This window comes from Acinetobacter sp. RIT698, assembly GCF_009668065.1.
Taxonomy (GTDB): domain Bacteria; phylum Pseudomonadota; class Gammaproteobacteria; order Pseudomonadales; family Moraxellaceae; genus Acinetobacter; species Acinetobacter guillouiae.
Genome location: NZ_WJYH01000004.1, coordinates 61,333 through 82,515, shown reverse-complemented (window position 1 = coordinate 82,515; position 21,183 = coordinate 61,333). Strand labels below are relative to the sequence as shown.

At 40.0% G+C, this 21,183-nt stretch carries 19 protein-coding genes and 2 tRNA genes; 9 read left to right on the top strand and 12 right to left on the bottom strand.

Annotated elements, in window-relative coordinates; translation table 11 throughout:
- Positions 1-5: 5 nt before the first annotated feature.
- From ftsI to GJV03_RS02965, 6 genes are all read right to left on the bottom strand, one after another.
- Positions 6-1,841: a penicillin-binding protein PBP3 gene (gene ftsI, locus GJV03_RS02990; RefSeq protein WP_004816649.1), complete on the bottom strand. Its 1,836-nt coding sequence runs from the start codon at positions 1,839-1,841 to the stop codon at positions 6-8.
- Between the two features lie 9 nt (positions 1,842-1,850).
- The gene (gene ftsL / locus GJV03_RS02985; RefSeq protein ID WP_004725407.1) at positions 1,851-2,183 is read right to left on the bottom strand and encodes a cell division protein FtsL; all 333 of its coding nucleotides are present in this window, start codon (positions 2,181-2,183) and stop codon (positions 1,851-1,853) included.
- The gene (gene rsmH, locus GJV03_RS02980) at positions 2,180-3,106 is read right to left on the bottom strand and encodes a 16S rRNA (cytosine(1402)-N(4))-methyltransferase RsmH (RefSeq protein WP_154129428.1); all 927 of its coding nucleotides are present in this window, start codon (positions 3,104-3,106) and stop codon (positions 2,180-2,182) included. The genes ftsL and rsmH overlap by 4 nt, the downstream gene beginning before the upstream one ends.
- Positions 3,107-3,279: 173 nt before the next feature.
- Positions 3,280-3,714 (bottom strand): GNAT family N-acetyltransferase, encoded by a 435-nt coding sequence (locus GJV03_RS02975; RefSeq protein WP_154129427.1) that lies wholly within the window; start codon positions 3,712-3,714, stop codon positions 3,280-3,282.
- Positions 3,715-3,815: 101 nt separating this feature from the next.
- Complete coding sequence (locus GJV03_RS02970; protein ID WP_154129426.1) at positions 3,816-4,832, bottom strand: sulfate ABC transporter substrate-binding protein; 1,017 nt, start codon at positions 4,830-4,832, stop codon at positions 3,816-3,818.
- A 245-nt stretch (positions 4,833-5,077) separates the two neighbouring features.
- Entirely contained in the window at positions 5,078-6,070 is a 993-nt protein-coding gene (locus GJV03_RS02965; RefSeq protein WP_004725400.1) for a sulfate ABC transporter substrate-binding protein, read from the bottom strand.
- Between the two features lie 363 nt (positions 6,071-6,433).
- On the opposite strand from GJV03_RS02965, the gene GJV03_RS02960 reads away from it, so the two are divergent.
- The 5 genes from GJV03_RS02960 (at position 6,434) to GJV03_RS02940 (ending at position 9,122) form a co-directional block, all read left to right on the top strand.
- Positions 6,434-6,745: a hypothetical protein gene (locus GJV03_RS02960; protein WP_056517508.1), complete on the top strand. Its 312-nt coding sequence runs from the start codon at positions 6,434-6,436 to the stop codon at positions 6,743-6,745.
- Positions 6,746-6,883: 138 nt separating this feature from the next.
- Entirely contained in the window at positions 6,884-8,392 is a 1,509-nt protein-coding gene (gltX, locus tag GJV03_RS02955; RefSeq protein WP_151956394.1) for a glutamate--tRNA ligase, read from the top strand.
- Between the two features lie 58 nt (positions 8,393-8,450).
- Positions 8,451-8,526, top strand: a tRNA-Ala gene (locus GJV03_RS02950).
- A 26-nt stretch (positions 8,527-8,552) separates the two neighbouring features.
- A tRNA-Glu gene (locus tag GJV03_RS02945) sits at positions 8,553-8,628 on the top strand.
- A gap of 152 nt (positions 8,629-8,780) precedes the next feature.
- Positions 8,781-9,122 (top strand): hypothetical protein, encoded by a 342-nt coding sequence (locus GJV03_RS02940; RefSeq protein ID WP_004725393.1) that lies wholly within the window; start codon positions 8,781-8,783, stop codon positions 9,120-9,122.
- A gap of 40 nt (positions 9,123-9,162) precedes the next feature.
- Here GJV03_RS02940 and GJV03_RS02935 read toward each other — a convergent pair whose 3' ends face one another.
- Positions 9,163-10,131, bottom strand: coding sequence for a cation diffusion facilitator family transporter (locus tag GJV03_RS02935; RefSeq protein ID WP_105713824.1), 969 nt, complete (start codon positions 10,129-10,131; stop codon positions 9,163-9,165).
- 152 nt (positions 10,132-10,283) lie between these two features.
- On the opposite strand from GJV03_RS02935, the gene GJV03_RS02930 reads away from it, so the two are divergent.
- On the top strand, positions 10,284-11,084 hold the full coding sequence (locus GJV03_RS02930; protein WP_151956393.1) for a DUF4198 domain-containing protein: 801 nt from the start codon (positions 10,284-10,286) through the stop codon (positions 11,082-11,084).
- 72 nt (positions 11,085-11,156) lie between these two features.
- On the opposite strand, the gene GJV03_RS02925 is transcribed toward GJV03_RS02930, so the two are convergent.
- The 4 genes from GJV03_RS02925 to GJV03_RS02910 are packed head-to-tail and all read right to left on the bottom strand — an operon-like array spanning position 11,157 to position 17,543.
- Positions 11,157-14,348 (bottom strand): CusA/CzcA family heavy metal efflux RND transporter, encoded by a 3,192-nt coding sequence (locus GJV03_RS02925; protein WP_004725386.1) that lies wholly within the window; start codon positions 14,346-14,348, stop codon positions 11,157-11,159.
- Positions 14,338-15,642, bottom strand: coding sequence for an efflux RND transporter periplasmic adaptor subunit (locus tag GJV03_RS02920; RefSeq protein WP_105713822.1), 1,305 nt, complete (start codon positions 15,640-15,642; stop codon positions 14,338-14,340). The genes GJV03_RS02925 and GJV03_RS02920 overlap by 11 nt, the downstream gene beginning before the upstream one ends.
- A 1-nt stretch (position 15,643) precedes the next feature.
- The gene (locus GJV03_RS02915; protein WP_154129425.1) at positions 15,644-17,008 is read right to left on the bottom strand and encodes a TolC family protein; all 1,365 of its coding nucleotides are present in this window, start codon (positions 17,006-17,008) and stop codon (positions 15,644-15,646) included.
- 58 nt (positions 17,009-17,066) lie between these two features.
- A complete protein-coding gene (locus GJV03_RS02910) occupies positions 17,067-17,543 on the bottom strand; it encodes a hypothetical protein (protein WP_056517521.1) in 477 nt (158 codons plus the stop codon).
- 267 nt (positions 17,544-17,810) lie between these two features.
- Here GJV03_RS02910 and GJV03_RS02905 point away from each other — a divergent pair, with 267 nt between their 5' ends.
- Together GJV03_RS02905 and GJV03_RS02900 are read left to right on the top strand one after the other, a co-directional pair.
- Entirely contained in the window at positions 17,811-18,164 is a 354-nt protein-coding gene (locus tag GJV03_RS02905; RefSeq protein ID WP_004816626.1) for an SEL1-like repeat protein, read from the top strand.
- Between the two features lie 357 nt (positions 18,165-18,521).
- On the top strand, positions 18,522-19,409 hold the full coding sequence (locus tag GJV03_RS02900; protein WP_004725376.1) for an SDR family NAD(P)-dependent oxidoreductase: 888 nt from the start codon (positions 18,522-18,524) through the stop codon (positions 19,407-19,409).
- Between the two features lie 2 nt (positions 19,410-19,411).
- Here GJV03_RS02900 and GJV03_RS02895 read toward each other — a convergent pair whose 3' ends face one another.
- Positions 19,412-20,308 (bottom strand): LysR family transcriptional regulator, encoded by an 897-nt coding sequence (locus GJV03_RS02895; protein ID WP_154129424.1) that lies wholly within the window; start codon positions 20,306-20,308, stop codon positions 19,412-19,414.
- A 105-nt stretch (positions 20,309-20,413) separates the two neighbouring features.
- Between GJV03_RS02895 and GJV03_RS02890 the strand changes: the two genes are divergently transcribed.
- Positions 20,414-21,169, top strand: coding sequence for an SDR family oxidoreductase (locus GJV03_RS02890; RefSeq protein WP_004725372.1), 756 nt, complete (start codon positions 20,414-20,416; stop codon positions 21,167-21,169).
- The last annotated feature ends 14 nt before the right edge of the window (positions 21,170-21,183 follow it).

Genomic DNA, 21,183 nt, shown 5'->3' with positions numbered 1-21,183 from the left:
TTTACCTATGGCTTGGCCTTAGCCGTTTCAAGAGGTTTATCTAAAGGCACATTCATTAAACGTAAAGATTCTTGCATAATTCGAGCAAACACTGGAGCTGCAACCAAACCACCATAGTATTGTCCACGCGGATTTTCGACTACAACAATAACCGCCAAACGAGGATCACTAATCGGCGCCACACCGGCAAATAAAGCACGGTATTCAGTATTCGAATAGCCTCTATGGTCAGGACGTAACTTGTGTGCTGTACCTGTTTTACCACCCACGCGATAACCAGGAATATTGGCTTGTTTTGCAGTACCACCAGGCATCGTAACTTGCTCTAACATCAACAAAACTTCATCAGCAATTTTAGGCGCTAAAACCTGTTTGCCTTTGGGCTGATCGTTTAATTTATAGAGACTTAAAGGATATTCCACACCATGATTGGCCAACATCGCATAGCCTTGCGCCAACTGTAAAATCGTCGCATTTAAACCATAGCCATAAGCCATTGTACCAATTTGCGAAGAATTTAACTTTTCAGGTGGAAGCACTAAACCTCCACTCTCACCAGGGAATTTAACCGCCGAACGCTGACCAAAACCGACCTTTCTAAAGAAACTTGGCAAGGTTTCTTTTGGTAAAGACAAAGCAATTTTTGCCGAACCGACGTTCGAGGACTTGATAATCACACCAGTGACGGTCAACGAACCATAGTTATGCGTATCACGAATGGTATGTGAACCTAAACGCATCGAACCTGGGCTGGTACTAATCACCGAGTTTGGGGTATATTTGCCACTTTCCAAACCCGCTGCAATGGTAAAAGGTTTCATGGTTGAACCCGGTTCAAACATGTCAATTGCACCACGGTTACGCATGGCATCTTTATTACTTAAGCCATTTTTATCGTTGGGGTTATAAGAAGGCCAACTCGCCATAGCCAGAATTTCGCCCGTTTTTACATCCACAGCAATTGCGGAAGCAGAACGTGCATTATTGGCAACACCCACCGCAGTCAACTCACGATACATAATATATTGCAAACGTGAGTCGATACTTAAGGTGATGTTCTCCCCTGCTTTCACTTCTTTTACAACTTCAGGGGTGGTAATACGATTACCATGTTTATCACGAGAAATCTTTTGCTCACCATCTTCACCAGCCAGACGGGAGTTTAACTGCATCTCTAAACCTTCAATCCCCGTCCCTTCACTATTGGTGAGACCAATAATTTGCGCATTGGGTTGCGGCTGAGGATAATAACGTTTATAGGTTTTCTCGGCATAAACGCCAGCAAATTTATGTTGGGTAATAAAATCTGCTTGTGGTGGCGGAACTTCTTTTTTAAGTACCAAATAACGAGAACGTGGACGTTCATTTAAACGTTTTTTTAAGTCTGCACGATCAAGACCGACCGCATCTGCCAATTCATCTAAATTTAAATTTTCATCAGGCAATTGGCGTTTGAGTTTACGACTGTTAGGTGTCTTCTGTAATTCAGCCGTAATGGTATCAAACTGTTTTTTAGTCTCAAAATATTCGCGCGGATCAATCACCACTTTCATGATTGGAGAACTGATTGCCAAAGGCACGCCATGACGATCACTAATCACACCACGCATGGCTTTTAATGTTTCAGAACGTAGAATATTGGCATTGGCTTTATTTTGTAAAAAGTCTTTATTAATCACTTGCACATAAAATGCACGTCCGACCAAGCCGACAAAACATAAAAGCACCACACCCCACATTAAATAGAAGCGCCACATATCTATCGATACAGTACTTTTCTGGGTAATGGAAGGCTGCTTTTTACGTGGCTGCCGAGTCGGTTTAGTTTGCTTATCTGCCATACAGATGCCTTACTTCTTCTGCTCTGATTCAGTTGGTAATGAAATGACAACTGTTTGCGCAGCTGGCGGTGAATACATTCTCAATTGTGTTACTGCGCGTGTTCCTATTTGCGCAGTTGCACCAAATGTTTGTTGTTCAATGAGCAAGCGTCCCCATTCCGCATTGATATCTTCACGTTCACGCATATAACTATTTAAATCACGAAAATCATGACGATAAGCAAAGACTTGCAACACCACCATAAAGGCACTGATCAACACTGCGACAACCAATACGCCATAAACAATCGCTTTTTTTATTGCCAGCTTATGACTTGATTCTTCTATAATTTCTTGTTTCATTCTGCGCCTTTTTGTTCTAAGCGTTCTGCAACTCGAAGCCAAGCACTACGTGAACGAGGATTGGCTTTGACTTCTTCCTCACTGGCACGAATTCTGTCAACTTTTTTCAGTCGACGAGTATCTTGTACTTTTTGAGGCAATCCCCAACCATTATCTTCTGGTAACGTTGATTCTTTTTGAATAAATTGTTTAATAATCCGGTCTTCAAGTGAATGGAAACTAATGACGGCCAAACGTGCATTTGATTTTAACAAATCTACGGCTTGAGGTAAAAAGGTATGTACATCATCGAGTTCTTTATTAATTTCAATACGAATAGCTTGGAACGTTCGTGTCGCAGCATGTTTATTCTTTTCCCACTTTGGATGCGCAACTTTCACAATTTCCGCTAATTTTCCCGTGGTTTCAATATAACCTGCTTGCTTGATCGCACGTGCAATACGACGACTATAACGTTCCTCACCATATTGAAAAATCACATTGGCCAAATGTTCTTCGTCTACATCCACTAGCCAATCTGCGGCTGTTTGTCCTTGAGAATTATCCATACGCATATCAAGTGGTCCATCTTTCATAAAACTAAAACCACGATCTGCTTGATCTAGCTGTGGTGATGACACCCCTAAATCTGCCATAATCCCATCGACTTGATAAATATCTAATTGATTTAATTCTTGTTGTAAATCTGCAAAACTGGCATGAATAATTTTAAAACGAGGATCTTCTTTTTCTAACTGATATGCCACTTCTAACGCTTGTGGATCTTTATCAAAAGCATAAACTTTTGAATATTCATCTAATTTAGACAACAATAAACGGGTGTGTCCACCACGTCCAAATGTCCCATCCACGTAAATTCCTGTATTGCGATCTGCAAGTAAAGCATCGACAGTTTCATGTAGTAATACAGAAATATGAGACATAATTATGGTTTCAGTTTAAGCAAAAAAAGTAACTGCACATTATTACCTTGTTTTGCCAAAGCTCCAAACGACTTTTTGTAGGGAAATATTACTTTTTATAGAGAAAACCGTTTTAAAGTGCTTTTTATAAAAGTTCAGTACAAAAAATAGCTCATCCATCCTGCGATAAAGCGTTATCGTGTCTTGAGCATTTTTACATCACCATTGTCAAAATACGCTGAAACACGCCAACCTTGTCGGAGATAAAATTCAAAAGCACGACTTTTGTGATCGGTTTCCAAGCAAATTTCTTGAAAAGATTCAAATAATAAATCTTCTGCTTTTTTCAAAAGTACAGTTCCGACACCTTTGGCTTCAAAATCAGGGTGGACAAACATGGCAAATACGCTGCCGTCGGTTAAATCTACGATCGAAAAACCACACACTTGATGCTGCACCTCTGCAAGCCAGACAGTCGAAGTATTTTGAATTAAATCCAATATGACCGACTCAGTGATACCCAGTTCAGTCAGTTGTTGTTTTGACAAATGGTTTTCTTTGACTGACGTTCGTATATCAAAAATAACCTCAATATCATTTTCAGTCGCAAGCCTTAGCGTAATATCCATAGTTTAAATTGATTACTCACTTTGATATTAGTCTAACTGATTCATAACAGATTGAAAAAACCTCCTAAAAAGGAGGTTTTTTCAATCAAAATAGTGGATGCTCAGCGCTTGCTATTATAAATCTGATCGAAAACACCGCCATTGGCAAAGTGCGTCTGCTGTGCTTTTGCCCAACCACCAAAGACTTCATCAATGGTAAATGTTTTCAGTACAGGGAATTGGTTGGAATATTTAGCTAAGATTTTTGCATTGCGCGGGCGATAGAAATGACGTGCTGCCATATCTTGACCTATTGGAGAATACAAATAGTTAATATAACCCGTTGCTAACCATTTATTGCCATTCTTCTCTACTGTTTTATCAACAATTGCCACTGACGGTTCAGTCAAAATTGACATCGATGGATAGACAATATCAAATTTATTGCCAGATGCTTTCTTACTCACCATGGCTTCATTTTCCCAAGTCAGTAAAACATCACCAATCCCACGTTCAGCAAATGTGGTCATCGATGCACGTGCAGCTGGATCCATAACTTTTACGTTATGGTACATCTTAGAAACAAACTCACGTGCTTTAGCATCATTACCACCCGGTTGTTTAAGTGCATAGCCCCAAGCTGAGAGATAGATCCAGCGTGGTAAACCGCCTGTTTTAGGATTAGGGGTAATGATTTGTACACCAGGTTTGGTCAAATCTGTCCAATCCTTGATACCTTTGGGATTGCCTTTGCGTACTAAAAACACAACGGTAGACGTATACGGTGCTGAGTTATTTGGAAATTCTTTTTCCCAACCTGGATTAATTTGACCTGATTTCACAATTTCGTTGATATCATTGGCCAAAGCTAAGGTCACTACATCACCTTTTAAGCCATCAACCACGGCACGCGCTTGTTTTCCCGAACCACCATGCGATTGTTTAAAATCAACAGTCTTGCCTGTACGAGATTTCCAGTAAGCACCAAATGATTTATTAAACTCATCATAAAACTCACGCGTTGCATCATAAGACACATTTAAAAATTCACGGTCAGCAGCATAACTTGCTGTCGTTGCAACAGTTAATCCCGTCGCAATAACCACAGCACTCATCAGTGCTTTAAAATTAGTTTTCATATTATGAGTGCTAACATCGCTAAAATTATTCTAAATATATGAAATAAGCGAATAAACTTCAATCAAAAAGCGAAATACCAGCAAACTCAGCACAGATTAAAAATCAATCTATTGTTTTAATTGATGAAAGCGCTCAACATCGCTGTGGTTTATATTTTGTCTGTTTTATTTATTTTCATCACAAAAGTATAAGGCTAAAAAAAGCCCCCTTTGATCAAAGAGGACTTGTTTGTATTTGATTCAAATTACTTTTCAGCGGTAAATTGATCGTAAATTCCCCCATTGGCAAAATGGGTTTTTTGCGCTTTTGCCCAACCACCAAAAACTTGATCTATGGTAAAGAGTTTAATTTTTGGAAATTTTGCCGCATATTTGCCCGCAGCTTTGGCATTACGCGGACGGAAATTATATTTTGCTGCCAAGTCCTGCCCTACAGGTGAATAAAGATAATTTAAATAGCCTTTCGCTAAATTACGATTACCATCTTTATCAACCACTTTATCGACGATTGCGACTGAAGGCTCAGCTAGGATTGAAATGGATGGATAAATAATTTGATATTTATCTTTATCTGGACCAGACGTCGCCAAAATTGCTTCATTTTCCCAAGACAACAAAACATCGCCAATACCACGATCCGCAAATGTTGTGAGCGAGCCACGTGCGCCTGAATCTAACACTTTGACATTTTTATATATTTGTTTGACTAATTCACGCGCTTTTGCATCATTACCACCTGGTTGTTTTAATGCATAGCCCCACGCTGATAAATAAATCCAACGCGGCGCACCGCCTGTTTTAGGGTTTGGTGTGATAATTTCAACCCCAGGTTTTACCAAATCATTCCAATCTTTAATTGCTTTGGGATTGCCCTTACGTACTAAAAAAACAACGGTAGATGTGTAGGGTGCAGAATTATTCGGAAATTCTTTTTGCCAGCCTTTTTCAATCAGACCCGCATTGACAATTTCATCAATATCATTAGCCAAAGCCAGTGTCACCACATCTGCTTGCAAACCATCTACCACTGAGCGTGCTTGCTTACCAGAACCACCATGAGACTGCTTAAATTCAATATCTTGGCCTGTTTTTGATTTCCAAAATTGACCAAAACTCTTGTTATATTCTTGATAAAATTCACGGGTAGGATCGTAAGATACATTTAAAAATTCTTTCGCTGCATAGGCATTCCCTGTGACGATTAAACTGATCGCACTTAAAAGCAGTAGTTTTTTCATTTCTTTCTCGGTTTCTAATGATTTAGAAGCACTATATTTTTATTGTTTTAATTTAACAATCAATTACTTATAAATATTTAAACTATCTTATTCATAATTTAAGATATCTAAAAATGTGTATTACTCATGTAAATTATTGAGTATATTTTTTACACAAATTAACCTAAACTTGAATTCTTCACGATTCATCCACATTTATATGTTATCAATTAAAATATTACATTTCGTTTCAATGATTGTTTTTTAAACATTTTTTGTGTAGTATTATTAAAAAATGTGACGTAGTTATGCTTTTTGTAAGTTGTTTTGCTACAATAAACATGTTCAAGAACAAAAATTTGACCGTCAAGGGGAGCCGATGGAATGAATGATTCTTATTTAAAGATCTTGGGCTTAAGTCTAGGACTCACAGTGATGGCACAAACAGGCCATACTGCTGCAATTAAAGATACGACCAAGCCAATACAATCATTAATTGTTGTGGTAGATAAACAATCACCGATTGAAAAAGCGCTCAATCAACAAAAGCGTGGCGAGAATAAACTGATCTCAGATAAAGATCAGCTTAAAGTTTTAACGTCGATTAAAACCACAGCCTCACAAAACTTTTTAGCTGAACAACATCAAAAATTTTCTTGTTTTGTACAAGCTTTATTCCAACCGCATACTTTGTAAAAATTTGATTTAGAAAAATAAATTCTACGCTCCTCAAAAGAATTTAGAAGCCCAATCGTTTATTGGTGAATTAACCCTTAAGCAGTTGGGCTTTTTCGTTATAATAGTTTCAATTTACATTCTGAATAATATTTAGTTATGAAAGTCCGTACTCGTATTGCACCCTCTCCAACTGGTTTTCCGCATGTAGGCACTGCCTATATCGCCTTGTTTAATTTATGCTTTGCACAACAACATGGTGGCGAATTTATTCTTCGTATTGAAGATACCGACCAACTCCGTTCAACCCCTGAATCTGAAAAAATGATTTTAGATTCGCTGCGTTGGTTAGGTTTAAATTGGTCAGAAGGGCCTGATATCGGCGGACCTCATGCTCCTTATCGCCAATCTGAGCGAATGGGAATCTATAAACAATATGCTTTAGAACTTGTTGAAAAAGGTCATGCCTTTTACTGTTTCGCAACGGCGGAAGAGCTTGATCAAATGCGTGCTGAACAACAAGCCCGTGGTGAAACCTCTGGTTATGACGGTCGTGGCCTAAAACTTTCCCCAGAAGAGGTACAACAGCGTTTGGCTGCGGGTGAAGCCCATGTGATCCGTATGAAAGTCCCTGAAGAAGGCGTTTGCCAATTCAATGACTTACTTCGTGGTGAAGTGGAGATTCCTTGGGCGCAAGTCGACATGCAAATTCTACTCAAAACAGATGGTTTGCCAACTTATCATTTAGCCAATGTAGTCGATGACCATTTAATGGAAATCACCCATGTGATTCGTGGTGAAGAATGGATTCCATCTGCACCAAAACACCAGTTGCTCTACCAATATTTTGGTTGGGACATGCCAACATTGTGCCATATGCCATTGTTGCGTAACCCAGACAAGTCAAAATTGTCTAAACGTAAAAATCCAACCTCAATCAACTACTATAAAGACATCGGTGTGCTGCCTGAAGCCTTACTAAACTATTTAGGCCGTATGGGTTGGTCAATGCCAGATGAAAGAGAAAAATTCTCTTTGGCTGAAATGATTGAACACTTTGATATTCAACGTGTGTCTTTGGGTGGTCCAATTTTTGATGTTGAAAAACTAAACTGGCTCAATGGACAATGGATCAAAGCACTCAGCCCTGCTGAACTGTTAAATACACTTTTGGCTTGGAAATCTGATCGCCAAACCTTAGAAGATATTGCTGCGGCCATTCAACCACGTATTAACTTACTGTCTGAAGCAGTAAATTGGGCTGGTTTTTACTTCAATCAATTCCCAACATTGACCAAAGAGCAATTTGACAGCAAAAAGTTGACTGAAGAACAAGTTCGTCAAAGCTTACAATTTGCAATTTGGCGTTTAGAAAGCTTGTTTACCTGGAACAACGATACTGTGAGCCAAACATTGATGGATTTAGCGAATCAAATGGAAATCAAACTCCGTGATTTCATGCCAGCATTCTTTATCGCAATTGCTGGTTCAACATCATCTACTCCTGTGATGCAATCGATGGTCACCATTGGCCCGGATTTAACCTTTGCCCGTTTACGTCATGCACTTGAAATTGTGGGTGGCCCGAGCAAAAAAGAAGCAAAAGTTTGGGAAAAACTGAACGAAAGCATCAAATTGCCGAAAAATGATGCAGTTGATGAAGCTTAATTAAATTTTCTGTTGACGTGTGAGCGCAATATCCCTAATATTGCGCTCACACAGACTGGGGGTTATAGCTCAGTTGGTAGAGCGCTACAATGGCATTGTAGAGGTCAGGAGTTCGATCCTCCTTGACTCCACCAAAAGTTTTACCTGTGTTGCCTCACTTGTCCCTATCGTCTAGAGGCCTAGGACATCGCCCTTTCACGGCGGTAACCGGGGTTCGAATCCCCGTAGGGACGCCATATTCAAGATGGCGACATCTTTGTAAAAAACCCAAGCACAATGACTTGGGTTTTTTATTGCCTAAATTTTGCTTTTAAGCTGCAATTCAGTCTTTTTTGCATTCTAAAATAGAACGATTAGAATATGCTTAGATTATAAATGTGGAGCCACCATGCAATACCAATGTCCAAAGTGCCAAAGTCGAAAAATCTTGCCTGTTACCCATGGAAATACGCCTGCTGTACGTCCTGTTGTTCCAAAAAGCTTGGTATTTTTGATTCCGTTACTGTTTATTTTGTTGTTACTGGTCGTCATTAGTATTGTGATGTGGATTTTCAGCAACGGTGCAGGTCAAACATTGCAAATTGCAACAGTCGTGGTCTTCATTGCAGCTGTGATTGCAGGGGTAATGTTTTGGCGTGATCTGCCTGATTTTAAAATATCAATGCAATCATTTATGCAAGCCAATAAAAGCTGGAAGTGCCGTGACTGCAATCATGAGTGGCAAATCTAATCCTTCAGCTTTGCCTCATGTTCAAATCAAACCATTCACCTTAATGTGAATGGTTTTTTGCTTCATCTGTATGTGTGTCATCATCAGCATTACTGTGATCATGCCCATCTGATTCATGCGAATGCACCATACACTCATTGTCTTCAATTTGTAGCGTCATCTCAGTAATCCCATGTTGATGGCTGAGCATTTCCATGACCTGTTGATACAGTTGATTCCGATCCGCTTCTGGTGCAAATAAATGTACTGTCAGATGCACATTTTTAGATGTAATGGCCCAAACCTTAAGTTGATGAATACTTTCTACACCTTTAACCGATAAAAGATCATTACGTAATTTTTCAATATCAATTTCCTCAGGCACACCTTCCAGTAAGATATTGATACTTTGTTTTAGCAGAACCCATGTTCTTGGTAAGACCCAAAAGCCAATGAGTACAGCAATAATCGTATCCACCCACATCCAGCCGGTGAAATAAATAATTGCGCCCCCGATGATCACCCCCACAGAACCCAGTGCATCACTTAACACTTCCAGATAAGCACCTTTTATATTGAGGCTTTCCTTTGAACTGGAGAATAAAATCTTCATTGAAATGAGGTTAATCACCAACCCAATAACCGCCACAACCATCATACCGACACTCTGAATTTCAGGGGGTTGGCTAAAGCGCTGATACGCCTCATAGAGAATATAAATTGCAACCACAAACAGCATCATGGCATTAAACAGCGCTGCTAAAATTTCAAAACGCTGATAGCCAAAGGTCCGTTTATCATCTGCGGGTAATTTACCAATTTTGATGGCAACCAATGCAATTGCCAATGCTGCTGCATCAGTAAACATATGTGCTGCATCGGACAATAAAGCCAAGCTTTGCGTCATGAAACCCGCAATCACTTCAACAATTAGAAAGGTACTGGTTAACGCCAATGCAAAGGTTAGTTTTTTTACATTTCCTTCTGTGACGACAGCATGACTATGATCATGCCCTTGTTGTTCACTCATGTTCATACCTCTGATTTTGTTTTATCAAAATATTGAATATTTTTTCTACTTATTATTGATAATAATTATTATTATCAATAATAAGGTTTCTTCTATATAATGGCGACTATATTTTCCACAGTTCAAATACCCCTGTTAATGGAATATCGACAATGAAAAAATACCTCTACCTTTCTGTACTTCTTTGCTCTTATAGTTATGCACATGAACCCTATGTTGCGCCTCTGGGCTATAACACCACAAATACACAAATACCAGTGATTGCATCCTATGCTGAAGAAGCACTGAATGCAGAACATGCCATGAAACAAACTGCGCTCAACGTGATTCAACCAGATCAGAGCAAGTTACAAGTTGAAGCTGCAAGCACTTTAAAATCGGCTACGGTGTTTGACTTAGCCTTACCACAAGCAGGCACCTATCACCTGTTCAGTAAAGCGTCTTTCCCACTCAAATATGTCCAACATAATAAAGAATGGAAAATGCTTTTTGATGTCCCTGCTGAGAAAGCAGGTAAGATCGCTGAGCGCGAATATGTGATTCCTGCTGACTTTAAGAAACCGCCTGTACCGATCACCATTAACCGAGAATGGTCAATCCAAAGCTATATTTCTAAAGAAAAAACGTCACCTATTCAAAACAACACTGATGCTGCAATACAAGTCGAATTTAAAACCCACCCCAACAGCATTACTGCGCAGCAACCTGTACAAATCTTGATTAAAAAATCAGGACAAGCACTCAAAAATGCTGAACTGCTCATCCGTGCTCAAGGGCAAACAGATAAACAAGCACAAAAAGTTTCGGTTGCTCAAGATGGTTCAGCGACAGTCACTTTTCCTTATTCAGGGCAATATTTGCTTGAAGTCAGTGAAGCATTTAACAAAACCACTCAACCTGTAAATCAAAATTACACCATCATTAGTTTAGGTGTATTGCCTGTTAGCCAATAATAAACTGTCTATACAGTTTCAATGCCTCACCCTTCTTGGCTAAGAACGGTGAGGTTATTTTTAAATTAACGATCAACCATCCGTTTGTGCTTTAACTTTACGTTCATTCATCCAGCGATAAATCACCGGTAAAATCACCAAAGTCAGTAAGGTGGATGACATGATGCCGCCAATCACCACGGTTGCCAGTGGACGCTGAACTTCCGCACCTGTCCCTGTAGCCAACGCCATCGGCACAAAACCTAACGATGCCACACAAGCCGTCATCAATACGGGCCTTAAACGTAAAATTGCACCTTGCCATGTGGCCTGATAAACATCCAGTTGTTGACGTAATTCCTTAATAAAGGTCAACATTACCAAACCATTTAATACCGCCACACCTGAGAGCGCGATAAAGCCCACACCTGCAGACATCGACAATGGTATACCGCGAAGCCACAGTGCAATCAAACCACCACACAGTGCAAATGGAACACCAGTAAATACCAGCAAACTTTCCTTAAAGTTATGGAAAACGGCCATCAACAGCACAAAAATAGTTATCAGCGCCAGTGGAACGACCAGCTGCATACGTGCCTTCGCAGAGGTTAGGTTTTCGAACTGTCCGCCATAACTCAACCAATATCCTGCAGGCATTTCCTGCTTCGCCAAAGTCGATTGTAATTCGGTGACAAATGAGCCCAAATCGCGCCCTTCGACATTGGCAGTCACAACGACACGACGTTTACCATTTTCACGACTAACCTGATTAATACCGAGGATATTTTCAACTTTAGCCACATCCTGAAGTTGGATTAGACCACCATTCGGTGTTTGAATAGGTAAAACGGCCAGATGTTCAGGTGTACGTTGAGCATCATCCAGACGAATCACAAAGTCGAAACGGCGGTCACCTTGTAAGATCTGACCAACATTCTGCCCGCCGACACTGGTTGCCACCAAGTCTTGAATCGCTCTCACCGACAGACCATATTGCGCTGCCGCGGCTTTGTTCACTTCAACATTTAAAAGTGGTAGGCCTGAAGTCTGTTCCACATTGACGGCAGTTGCGCCAGTAATCCCTTTGATTTGTTGTGCAATCTTAGTGGCTTGTTGATTCAACACCTCCATATCATCGCCAAAAATCTTGATCCCCACATCACTTCGCACACCAGAAATTAATTCGTTGAAACGCAGCTCAATCGGTTGAGAAAACTCACTATTATTTCCGGGTAATGTACCAAGAAATGCAATCATACGTTGACGTAGCTCATCAATTGTTTGCTTTGGATTCTTCCATTCATCACGTGGCTTTAACAGCACCACAGCATCGGAAATATTAGGTGGCATGACATCTGTTGCCACTTCTGCCGTCCCTGTACGGGCAAATATAGCTTTGATTTCTGGAAACTCTTTGAGCAATAACTTTTCAGTATTCTCCTGCATACGTAAAGACTGCTCTAGGCCAGTACTTGGTGAACGCATTTGTTGTACTGCAAAATCGCCCTCACTCAAGGTGGGTGCAAACTCACTACCAATTTGAGTGGCAAGCACACCTGTTAAAAACAGAATACTCACCGCAAGGGTGACGACTAACATTCTAAAGTTATAGGCTAAATTGAGTAGTTTTTCATATTTTTGCTTTAACCACAGCATCCAGCGACTTTCTGTTTCTTTAACTTCACCATTAACAAATAAAGCCACTGCAGCAGGGACAAAAGTAACCGAAAGAATGATTGCACCCACCAGTGCCAATACCACCGTCATAGCCATTGGGTGAAAGAGCTTCGCTTCAACACCAGACAGAGCGAAAATAGGCAAGTACACCACTAGAATAATTAATTGACCAAAGATTAAAGGGCGACGTGCCTGTTTAGCCGCAAGAAAAACTTCTTTAAAACGTTCTGCTCGTGAGAGTAATCTGCCTTTTGCATGCTGTGCCTCTGCCAGTCGCCGAATACAGTTTTCAACAATAACGACCGCACCATCCACAATAATCCCGAAATCTAGTGCGCCTAAGCTCATCAGATTGGCACTAATTTTCTGCTCAGCCATACCCGCCAAAGTAAACAGCATCGATAACGGAATTACACACGCAGTAATTAACGCGGCACGGAAATTACCAAGAAATAGGAACAGAATAACAATAACCAGAATTGCCCCTTCTACAAGGTTCTTCTGTACTGTACTAATCGCACGCTCGACCAAAGCTGTCCGGTCATATACGGTTTGAATCACAATACCTTTCGGTAAAGATTGCTGGACTTCCTTGATTTTGGCATCCACTGATTTCGCCACAGTACGGCTATTTTCACCCATCATCATCATGGCGATACCGAGTACTGTTTCCTCGCCATTGTAAGTTGCACCACCTGTACGTAGATCATGTCCAATCGAAACAGTCGCTACATCTGCAACTCGGATCGGAAAACCATTTTTATTGCCGATACTTACATTTTGAATATCTTCAATATTGTTCAAGGTTCCTGGAACACGTACTGTCAATTGCTGCCCATTGGTTTCAATAAAACCAGCACCACGGTTTTCATTGTTTCCAGTTAAAGCGTTTTGTAGATCACTGACAGGGATTTGTAATTGTTGCAAACGATTTAAATCGGGCGTGACCACATAGGTTTTATTGAAGCCACCAATGGAGTTGACCTCTGCAACGCCGGGAACACGCTGTAACTGTGGTCGTACAATCCAGTCCTGAATTTCACGTAAATCCATCGCAGTATAGGGCGTACCATCAGGTTTTTTCGCATTCGGCTCAGCCTTGATCACCCACTGATAAATCTCCCCTAGCCCTGTCGATACAGGGGACATTGTCGGTGCAATATCATCTGGTAGTTCGGTTTGGGCTTCTTGTAAGCGTTGATTAATCTGTTGTCGTGCCCAATAAATATCCGTCCCATCTTTAAAAATAATGGTCACTTGCGATAAACCATAACGGGAAATAGAACGGGTCAACTCTAGCTTAGGTAAACCCGCCATCGCAGTTTCGATGGGATAGGTAATCCTTTGCTCAACTTCTAATGCAGTAAAACCAGCCGCTTGGGTATTCACTTGCACTTGGGTATTGGTGATATCGGGTACAGCATCAATCGGTAATTTTTGATAACCGTAAATCCCCACGCCAATCCATGCCACAATAAACAGCATGACCCAAATGGCATTTTTAATCGAAAATTGAATCAGTCGATCAAATAAACCTTCAGGTTGAGGTAATGCTGAATCCGCATCGAGATCTAACTTAGAATCAGAAGAATCATTAATGCCCATGGCTCGCCTCTCCTTTTTCCAATTCAGATTTCAGCAAAAAGCTACCCTGACCTGCATATTGCTGACCTTGAGTCAGACCAGACTTCACTTCAACCCACTGACCATCACCGGATACCTGACCCAGTACAACAGGCTGTGCAGTAAACTCGATTTTCTTGTCATGTTCACTGGAAACGAAAACAATATCCTTTCCTTCAACTTTCTGTATGGCACTTTTGAGTACACGCAATGCTTGAGCAGTGCCTTGCTGTTGTAGCTGAACATTGACCATCAAATTCGGACGTAATTCAGCCGCATTCGACAATACTTTGGCACGCACTTGTAAACGTCCAGTCTGCACATCAGCTTCACTATTTAAACTTTGAATCTGTGCTTTAAAGGTATTCCCCGTTTGCAGTGACTTAAATTCCAGCTGTTGATTTGGTGCAATCGCTGAGAATTCAGAACTTGGTACAATAAATTCAAGCCATAGCTGATCCAGTTGATCGATGATAAATAACTGGCTGGCAAGCTGTACATTTTCACCCATAACCAAGTCTTTTTTACTGATAATGCCTGCAATTGGTGCTGTGAGAACATAACGACCATTACTGCTCGATGAGGCACCAAAAGCAGATAAACGAGATCTGGTGGCTTGTACCTGAATCTGTGCTTGCTTATAGGCATTGTAAGCTCGTTGATAATCCTGCTTGGCAGAAATACCTTGTGACCATAACTGCCGCTCTCGTTCATAGTCCTGACGTGCCAGCTCTAAGCTTGTTTGTGCGACCTGTAAATTCGCCTGCTGATCAACCAAATCAGGCACCACCAATGTCGCCAATGCCTGCCCTTTTTGCACACGCTGTCCCAACTCAACATTGACTGCAACCACCTGCCCACTAAATGCAGGTGATACATGTGCTTGACGGTCGGTATTGACCATAACCTTTGCAGGATAAGAAGCTGATTTGGTAACAGTGCCCATCTCTACTTTAGCAAGTTTGATTCCTTGTTCAGTAATCTGTTGCGCGGTCAGACTAATGGCTTCAGCATTCTCTTTCTCGCCACCCTCTTCTTCACTGTGCTTCGCTTCTTCGGAACCATCTTTGGTGGTTCCCTTAGCATTTTCATCATGTGAATGTCCTTCTTCAGCATGTTCTGCTTCTTTTTCACCGCCTTCTTTGCTCGTGCCTTTTTTGGTTGAAAAGAACAACCCCATGGCAATAAGAGCAGTCATTACAATAGTAATGATGATCAGTAGGCGTTGAGAAATTTTGCCTTTCTGAAGTTTAAAAGATTTAAATTGATTCAGCATATTAATTTCCCCCGCCCACGATTGGTAAAGCTTGTGTTTCCTGCCATAAACTCTGATTGATCTGTGCTAAAGCGTCTTTTGCCATGATTTGACTTGGTTCAATACCGAGACTCAGACTTTCCGCTTCAATGGCACGTTGCCAGCCATCTTTCAATAATTGCACTTTTCTCAAACGCACTTCTTGCAACTGTAACGTTGCGAGTTGCACATCGTTAACGGCAAATTTACCGACAGTAAACCCCTGCAAAGTTTTACGTTGAACCTGAGCTGCAAGCGGAATCTGAGACTCATCGACTGCTTTAAACTGTACTTCCAGTCCTTGCAATTCAGTCAATAATGTTCCCACCTGCAAAGCATTTTGGCGGAGATAAAACTCCTGTTGTCTACTGAGTAAATCCTGCTTTGCTTGCGCAATTTGCACACCGTATTGCTGGCGGTTGAAAATATTCAATGGGATAGAGACCCCCACAACTAAAGCATTGTCAGTCGAGGTTTCAGGTGATCGAGTACGATTCACGCCTAAATTCACAGTCGGATTAGGCCGTGCCGAAGCTTTTAATTGCGCCACTGTCGCTTTTGCTTGCAACACCTGTAACTGACGTGATTTTTCAAAAAGATTGTCCGCGAGATATTCTTGTACCTGTTGGTGTGTCGAAGACGGCCATAAAGATTGAGGATTTAAACCGATACGAATCGATTTATCAGCATCCCCCCAAAGGTTGGACAATTGCTGCTTGGCAACTTGCACCTGCAAATCGGCTTGACGATATAAGCGAGCATTTTCTGCATGACTCAGTCTGGCACGATCTACATCAACCTGAGCGACACTTCCGGCTTGATAGCGCTTCTGAATCGCATTCAGATTTTCTTCACTGACGTTGAGCTGCTCTTGAACCACGTTGCGTTCTAATTCAAAAATCGCGAGCTGTGACCATTGGTATTTCACAGCCAATTCAAGTTGAGCCTGATAAATCCGCTGATTTAAGTCACTTTGATCTTTTGAAAGTTGTGCCAACCTCTGTGCTGACCTACGTTCACCAAAAATATCCAAGCGTTGAGACACACCAATCGAAAGCTCTTGATCTTGATTGGAACCAAAACCCGTTTGCGATACGGATAACTCTGGATTTGTCCACAGTTTTGCTTGTTTGATGTTCGCAGTTGCAATTTGTTGCTGTGTTTGCCAGACGTTCTGCGTTTGCTGATATTGCTCAGTTTTTGCAATTGCCTGTTGTAAGGTTAATGCTTGAGATGGGTTGTCTGCCCAACTAAGAGATGACATCACACTCAACATCAGTGCACCGAGCAAAGACGGCCTAAAACCAAATACAGGTTTTTGTACTAAATTACGTATTTCTTTTGACATAAAAATGCCCCACTAAATTAAACCATTAGCGGTGGGCAATCTTTTTGGCTACCCCACCTTATAGCGGGGATGAGAGAGGCGGAGGATTGGGCAAATATAGATCAGGTGACTGGTACAAATTATTCCAGCCAATAAAGCGGGATTCAGGGTAGCCTATAAACTTAGGCTGCGCTGTTTGTTGCTGATCATCAACCACAATAAAATGCGCAAAGGAAGGCAAATGGTCACGATGATCATCATTTATATGATTAAGGAAATCATTGGAGCGCACATCATGTTGGTGTGCTGATAATTGTTTTGATGCGGACTGATCAGAAATCGGTTTATCTATCCCATACACATCCAATAGCTGCGGATGCTGCTGCTGATCCTGAGTACAATCAGGCGCATTATGGTGTCCAAAATGCTGACTAATTAGACTTTGTGATGGAAGTGTAGTGCTTTCATGATCACAAAAAGCTGCCGCTACATTCCAAAGACTTTGGAACATAAACAAACTAAGCAAGACTGTGATGAAAACACTTGAGCGTTTCACAGATTCTATCCGAAATCAAAAAACAACCTAAATATAGCAAATTTTCTCAATGTAATAAAATTACAGTGCGTGATTTAATCTTTTAAATAAAAATTGTTGGTTTGTTAAATAATGTATTTTTTAACAAATGTGTAAAAATCGCAATTGACAAATTACATTTAACTATTTGCAAAGTGAAAAAAATCAGCTAGATTAATTATATCTAATCATTTTTTTGTGATTAGCAGTCTCTTTTACTTTGTTAATGGATTAGCAAGGAGGTTGTATATGTTGGTACATATTTTTAACCGTTTTTTAGGAGATTCAACATCTCGCCGGGCATTTGAACAGAATGCTTCCGAAGCTGCTCTCGAAAAAGCGCAAGCACATCATTTTGAAGATCAAAATCTAAGTTTAGATGAAATCGCAAATCGTAATGCTATGTGGTGCTACTTAAGAGCTGCTTTACGTGGAGATCAAGAAGCTCAGTATAAAATGGGACTCAGCTACTTAAATGGACAACTTGGGTTAGACCGAAGTTATAGTCATGCAGAAAAGTGGCTTGAACAAGCTGCACATCAAGGTCATACCCACGCCAAAGAACAATTAAAAAAAGCATATGATGAGCTTGCTTTTTCATAAATCATGATAAAAATATTACATATATCCACCTATAAACAGAGTTGAAATCAACTCTGTTTACTTAAAAATATATTCAAATTTTCAAGTGAATTTATTTGGTTATGTTTTATACAGCAAGATTGATTTTTTGCTTTTAATACTCATTTTTATATGGTAAAAATCACGAAATAAGTAAAAATATAATAGAGTATTTACTCTAAAAATATTTTATAAATTCAGTCACTTAATACTAGTATTTTTATTTTTTTTGTATATTATTGCCTTCCAACAAAAGTGATCATCTTTTAAACAAAGACCCAATCACCCGAAACAAAAAATACAGCATATATTTATGCCAGTAGAATCAGGAAAATAGCTATGAATCAAAAATTAGAGCAACTTTTTCAAAAAAAGGTTCAAGGTAAAATTGCACTAATCACAGGTGCATCTAGTGGTATCGGTTTAACGGTTGCAAAAAAACTCGCAGCAGCAGGTGCACATGTACTTTTAGTGTCTCGTACTGAAGAAACATTGAAAGAAGTTCAAGCTGAAATTCAGGCTGAAGGTGGGCAGGCTGATATTTTCCCTTGCGACCTAAATGATATGGATGCTATTGATGAAGTGTCTAAACAAATCATTGCCTCTGTTGATCATATTGATATTTTGATCAATAACGCAGGTCGCTCGATTCGCCGCGCGGTACATGAATCTGTTGACCGTTTCCATGATTTTGAACGTACGATGCAGCTGAATTACTTTGGCGCAGTTCGTTTAGTTTTGAATATTTTACCGCAAATGATGGTTCGTAAAGACGGTCAAATTATCAATATCAGTTCAATTGGTGTTTTGGCGAATGCAACTCGCTTCTCTGCTTATGTTGCATCAAAAGCAGCATTGGATGCATTTAGCCGTTGTTTATCTGCGGAAGTACATTCACATAAAATTGCGATTACTTCAGTTTATATGCCTTTAGTCCGCACGCCGATGATTGCACCGACTAAAATTTATAAATATGTACCAACACTTTCGCCTGAACAAGCAGCAGATTTAGTGGCATATGCGATTGTGAAACGACCGAAGAAAGTTGCGACAAACTTAGGCCGTTTAGCTTCTATTACTTATTCGATTGCGCCTGGAATCAATAACAAATTAATGTCAATTGGCTTTAATTTGTTCCCAAGTTCTACTGCGTCTGTGGGTGAGCCACAAAAATTGAATCTGGTACAAAGAGCATATGCGCGTTTGTTCCCAGGTGAGCATTGGTAAGCTTAAGATGTCATGGAAAGTTTACGCTTGAGTAAGCTTTCCAACCAATCAATAAAGAATTGGAAATATACTGGTCGATACTTTCTTTCTAAAAAAAGAAAATTAATGGGTATTTTTAGACATGCTTCTTGCTCAAATATTCTGGTTAATCTTTTGGTCTCGATAAACGGGATTGCATCAAAAGCTGGAATCTGAATAATCCCCAACCCTTGCAAGCCCGCATGTAAATAACTTTCGGTATCCTCAACTGAAAGTTGATAAGGGAGTTTGATCTGGGTATCTTTAAATACTAAGCTTCCAAAATCTGAATCCATATTTTTCATTTGATAACCAATCATAATATGCTGATTTAACGGCTCTTTTTCTAGAGTATTCTTCAATGTATTTAAATATTTTGGAGCAGCAACTGTATATAAATCAACGTTTGTGATGGGTCTCACAATTAGATTTTCATTCATCACATTTCCAACACGAAGCACGCAATCCAGTCGCTGTTCAATTAAATCCGAATAGTGATCGTGGCTATAAATTGAAATTTTAATATTGGGATACTTTGCATAGAATTCATGCAGATAAGGAAGAAGATATTGCGTTGAAATCCTTAACGGTAAGCCAATTTTAACTTGTCCCTTATATTGACGGTTTTTTAATTTAAACTTATTTAGCCCTTCAGCCTGAAAAATCAATTGTTGAACTTCTTTAAGAAACTGAACCCCATCATTGGTTAAGTTAACTTTTCGTGTGGTTCGATTAAATAACAATACTTGATATTCTTTTTCTAAGCCTTGTATTGCATAGGTAATTGTTGAACGTGGTAAATCCAGCGTTTTAGCGACTTGGGCAAATGAATGTTTTTCCGCAACTAAGCAAAAAATTTTTAGCCGGTCAATTTTATCCATTTATTATTCAACTTTTTCAAACAATCTATTCGATTCTAATCACTATTTAGAACAAAAAATAGCTTTTAGAATTTCAGCATCATTTATCAGAATTGGAGAATAAAAATGATGCAGCATAGCTTAAAAGATAAAACAGTGATTATTACGGGTGGCGCTAAAAACCTAGGTGGTCTGATCGCGCGAAAATTTGCAGAACAAGGAGCAAATCTTGTCATTCACTACAACAGCCTAGAAACCCAAAAAGATGCAGAAGAAACACTCAAAGCCGTTGAACAACTTGGTGTTAATGCAACGTTGATACAAGCAGACCTCTCTAATATTCAAAATATCGAAACATTGTTCATCAAAGCCAAAGAAATCTTTGGTGGTGTCGATATCGCGATTAATACCGTAGGACGCGTACTTAAAAAACCATTGATTGAAACAACTGAACAAGAGTTTGATTCAATGAATGACATTAACAATAAAATTGCCTATTTCTTCATCCAATCTGCGGGTAAACATCTTAACAATGGTGGAAAAATTTGTTCTATCGTGACCAGTCTTTTAGCAGCCTACACAGGATTATATTCAACCTATGAAGGCTTAAAAGCACCTGTGGAGCACTATACACGTGCAGCATCGAAAGAGTACGGCGATCGTGGTATTTCCGTCACTGCTGTTGCACCGGGTCCAATGGATACACCATTTTTCTATGGTCAAGAAGCGCCTGAAGCAGTGGCCTATCATAAATCTGCCTCTGCACTGGGTGGTCTAACCAAGATTGAAGATATTGAACCTTTGGTACGCTTTTTAGTGACAGAGGGTTGGTGGATTACAGGTCAAACTATTTTTGCCAATGGTGGTTATACAACACGATAATAATAAATTGCCCA

What these genes read in the sequence shown, in the direction of transcription:
- GJV03_RS02940 (WP_004725393.1), top strand. Translation starts at nt 8,781, where the DNA reads ATGCAATACCAATGTCCAAAGTGCCAAAGTCGAAAAATCTTGCCTGTT.
- GJV03_RS02890 (WP_004725372.1), top strand. Translation starts at nt 20,414, where the DNA reads ATGATGCAGCATAGCTTAAAAGATAAAACAGTGATTATTACGGGTGGC.
- ftsL (WP_004725407.1), bottom strand. Translation starts at nt 2,183, where the DNA reads ATGAAACAAGAAATTATAGAAGAATCAAGTCATAAGCTGGCAATAAAA.
- GJV03_RS02895 (WP_154129424.1), bottom strand. Translation starts at nt 20,308, where the DNA reads ATGGATAAAATTGACCGGCTAAAAATTTTTTGCTTAGTTGCGGAAAAA.
- rsmH (WP_154129428.1), bottom strand. Translation starts at nt 3,106, where the DNA reads ATGTCTCATATTTCTGTATTACTACATGAAACTGTCGATGCTTTACTT.
- GJV03_RS02925 (WP_004725386.1), bottom strand. Translation starts at nt 14,348, where the DNA reads ATGGGCATTAATGATTCTTCTGATTCTAAGTTAGATCTCGATGCGGAT.
- gltX (WP_151956394.1), top strand. Translation starts at nt 6,884, where the DNA reads ATGAAAGTCCGTACTCGTATTGCACCCTCTCCAACTGGTTTTCCGCAT.
- GJV03_RS02900 (WP_004725376.1), top strand. Translation starts at nt 18,522, where the DNA reads ATGAATCAAAAATTAGAGCAACTTTTTCAAAAAAAGGTTCAAGGTAAA.
- GJV03_RS02960 (WP_056517508.1), top strand. Translation starts at nt 6,434, where the DNA reads ATGAATGATTCTTATTTAAAGATCTTGGGCTTAAGTCTAGGACTCACA.
- GJV03_RS02970 (WP_154129426.1), bottom strand. Translation starts at nt 4,832, where the DNA reads ATGAAAACTAATTTTAAAGCACTGATGAGTGCTGTGGTTATTGCGACG.
- GJV03_RS02920 (WP_105713822.1), bottom strand. Translation starts at nt 15,642, where the DNA reads ATGCTGAATCAATTTAAATCTTTTAAACTTCAGAAAGGCAAAATTTCT.
- GJV03_RS02915 (WP_154129425.1), bottom strand. Translation starts at nt 17,008, where the DNA reads ATGTCAAAAGAAATACGTAATTTAGTACAAAAACCTGTATTTGGTTTT.
- GJV03_RS02965 (WP_004725400.1), bottom strand. Translation starts at nt 6,070, where the DNA reads ATGAAAAAACTACTGCTTTTAAGTGCGATCAGTTTAATCGTCACAGGG.
- GJV03_RS02975 (WP_154129427.1), bottom strand. Translation starts at nt 3,714, where the DNA reads ATGGATATTACGCTAAGGCTTGCGACTGAAAATGATATTGAGGTTATT.
- GJV03_RS02935 (WP_105713824.1), bottom strand. Translation starts at nt 10,131, where the DNA reads ATGAGTGAACAACAAGGGCATGATCATAGTCATGCTGTCGTCACAGAA.
- ftsI (WP_004816649.1), bottom strand. Translation starts at nt 1,841, where the DNA reads ATGGCAGATAAGCAAACTAAACCGACTCGGCAGCCACGTAAAAAGCAG.
- GJV03_RS02905 (WP_004816626.1), top strand. Translation starts at nt 17,811, where the DNA reads ATGTTGGTACATATTTTTAACCGTTTTTTAGGAGATTCAACATCTCGC.
- GJV03_RS02930 (WP_151956393.1), top strand. Translation starts at nt 10,284, where the DNA reads ATGAAAAAATACCTCTACCTTTCTGTACTTCTTTGCTCTTATAGTTAT.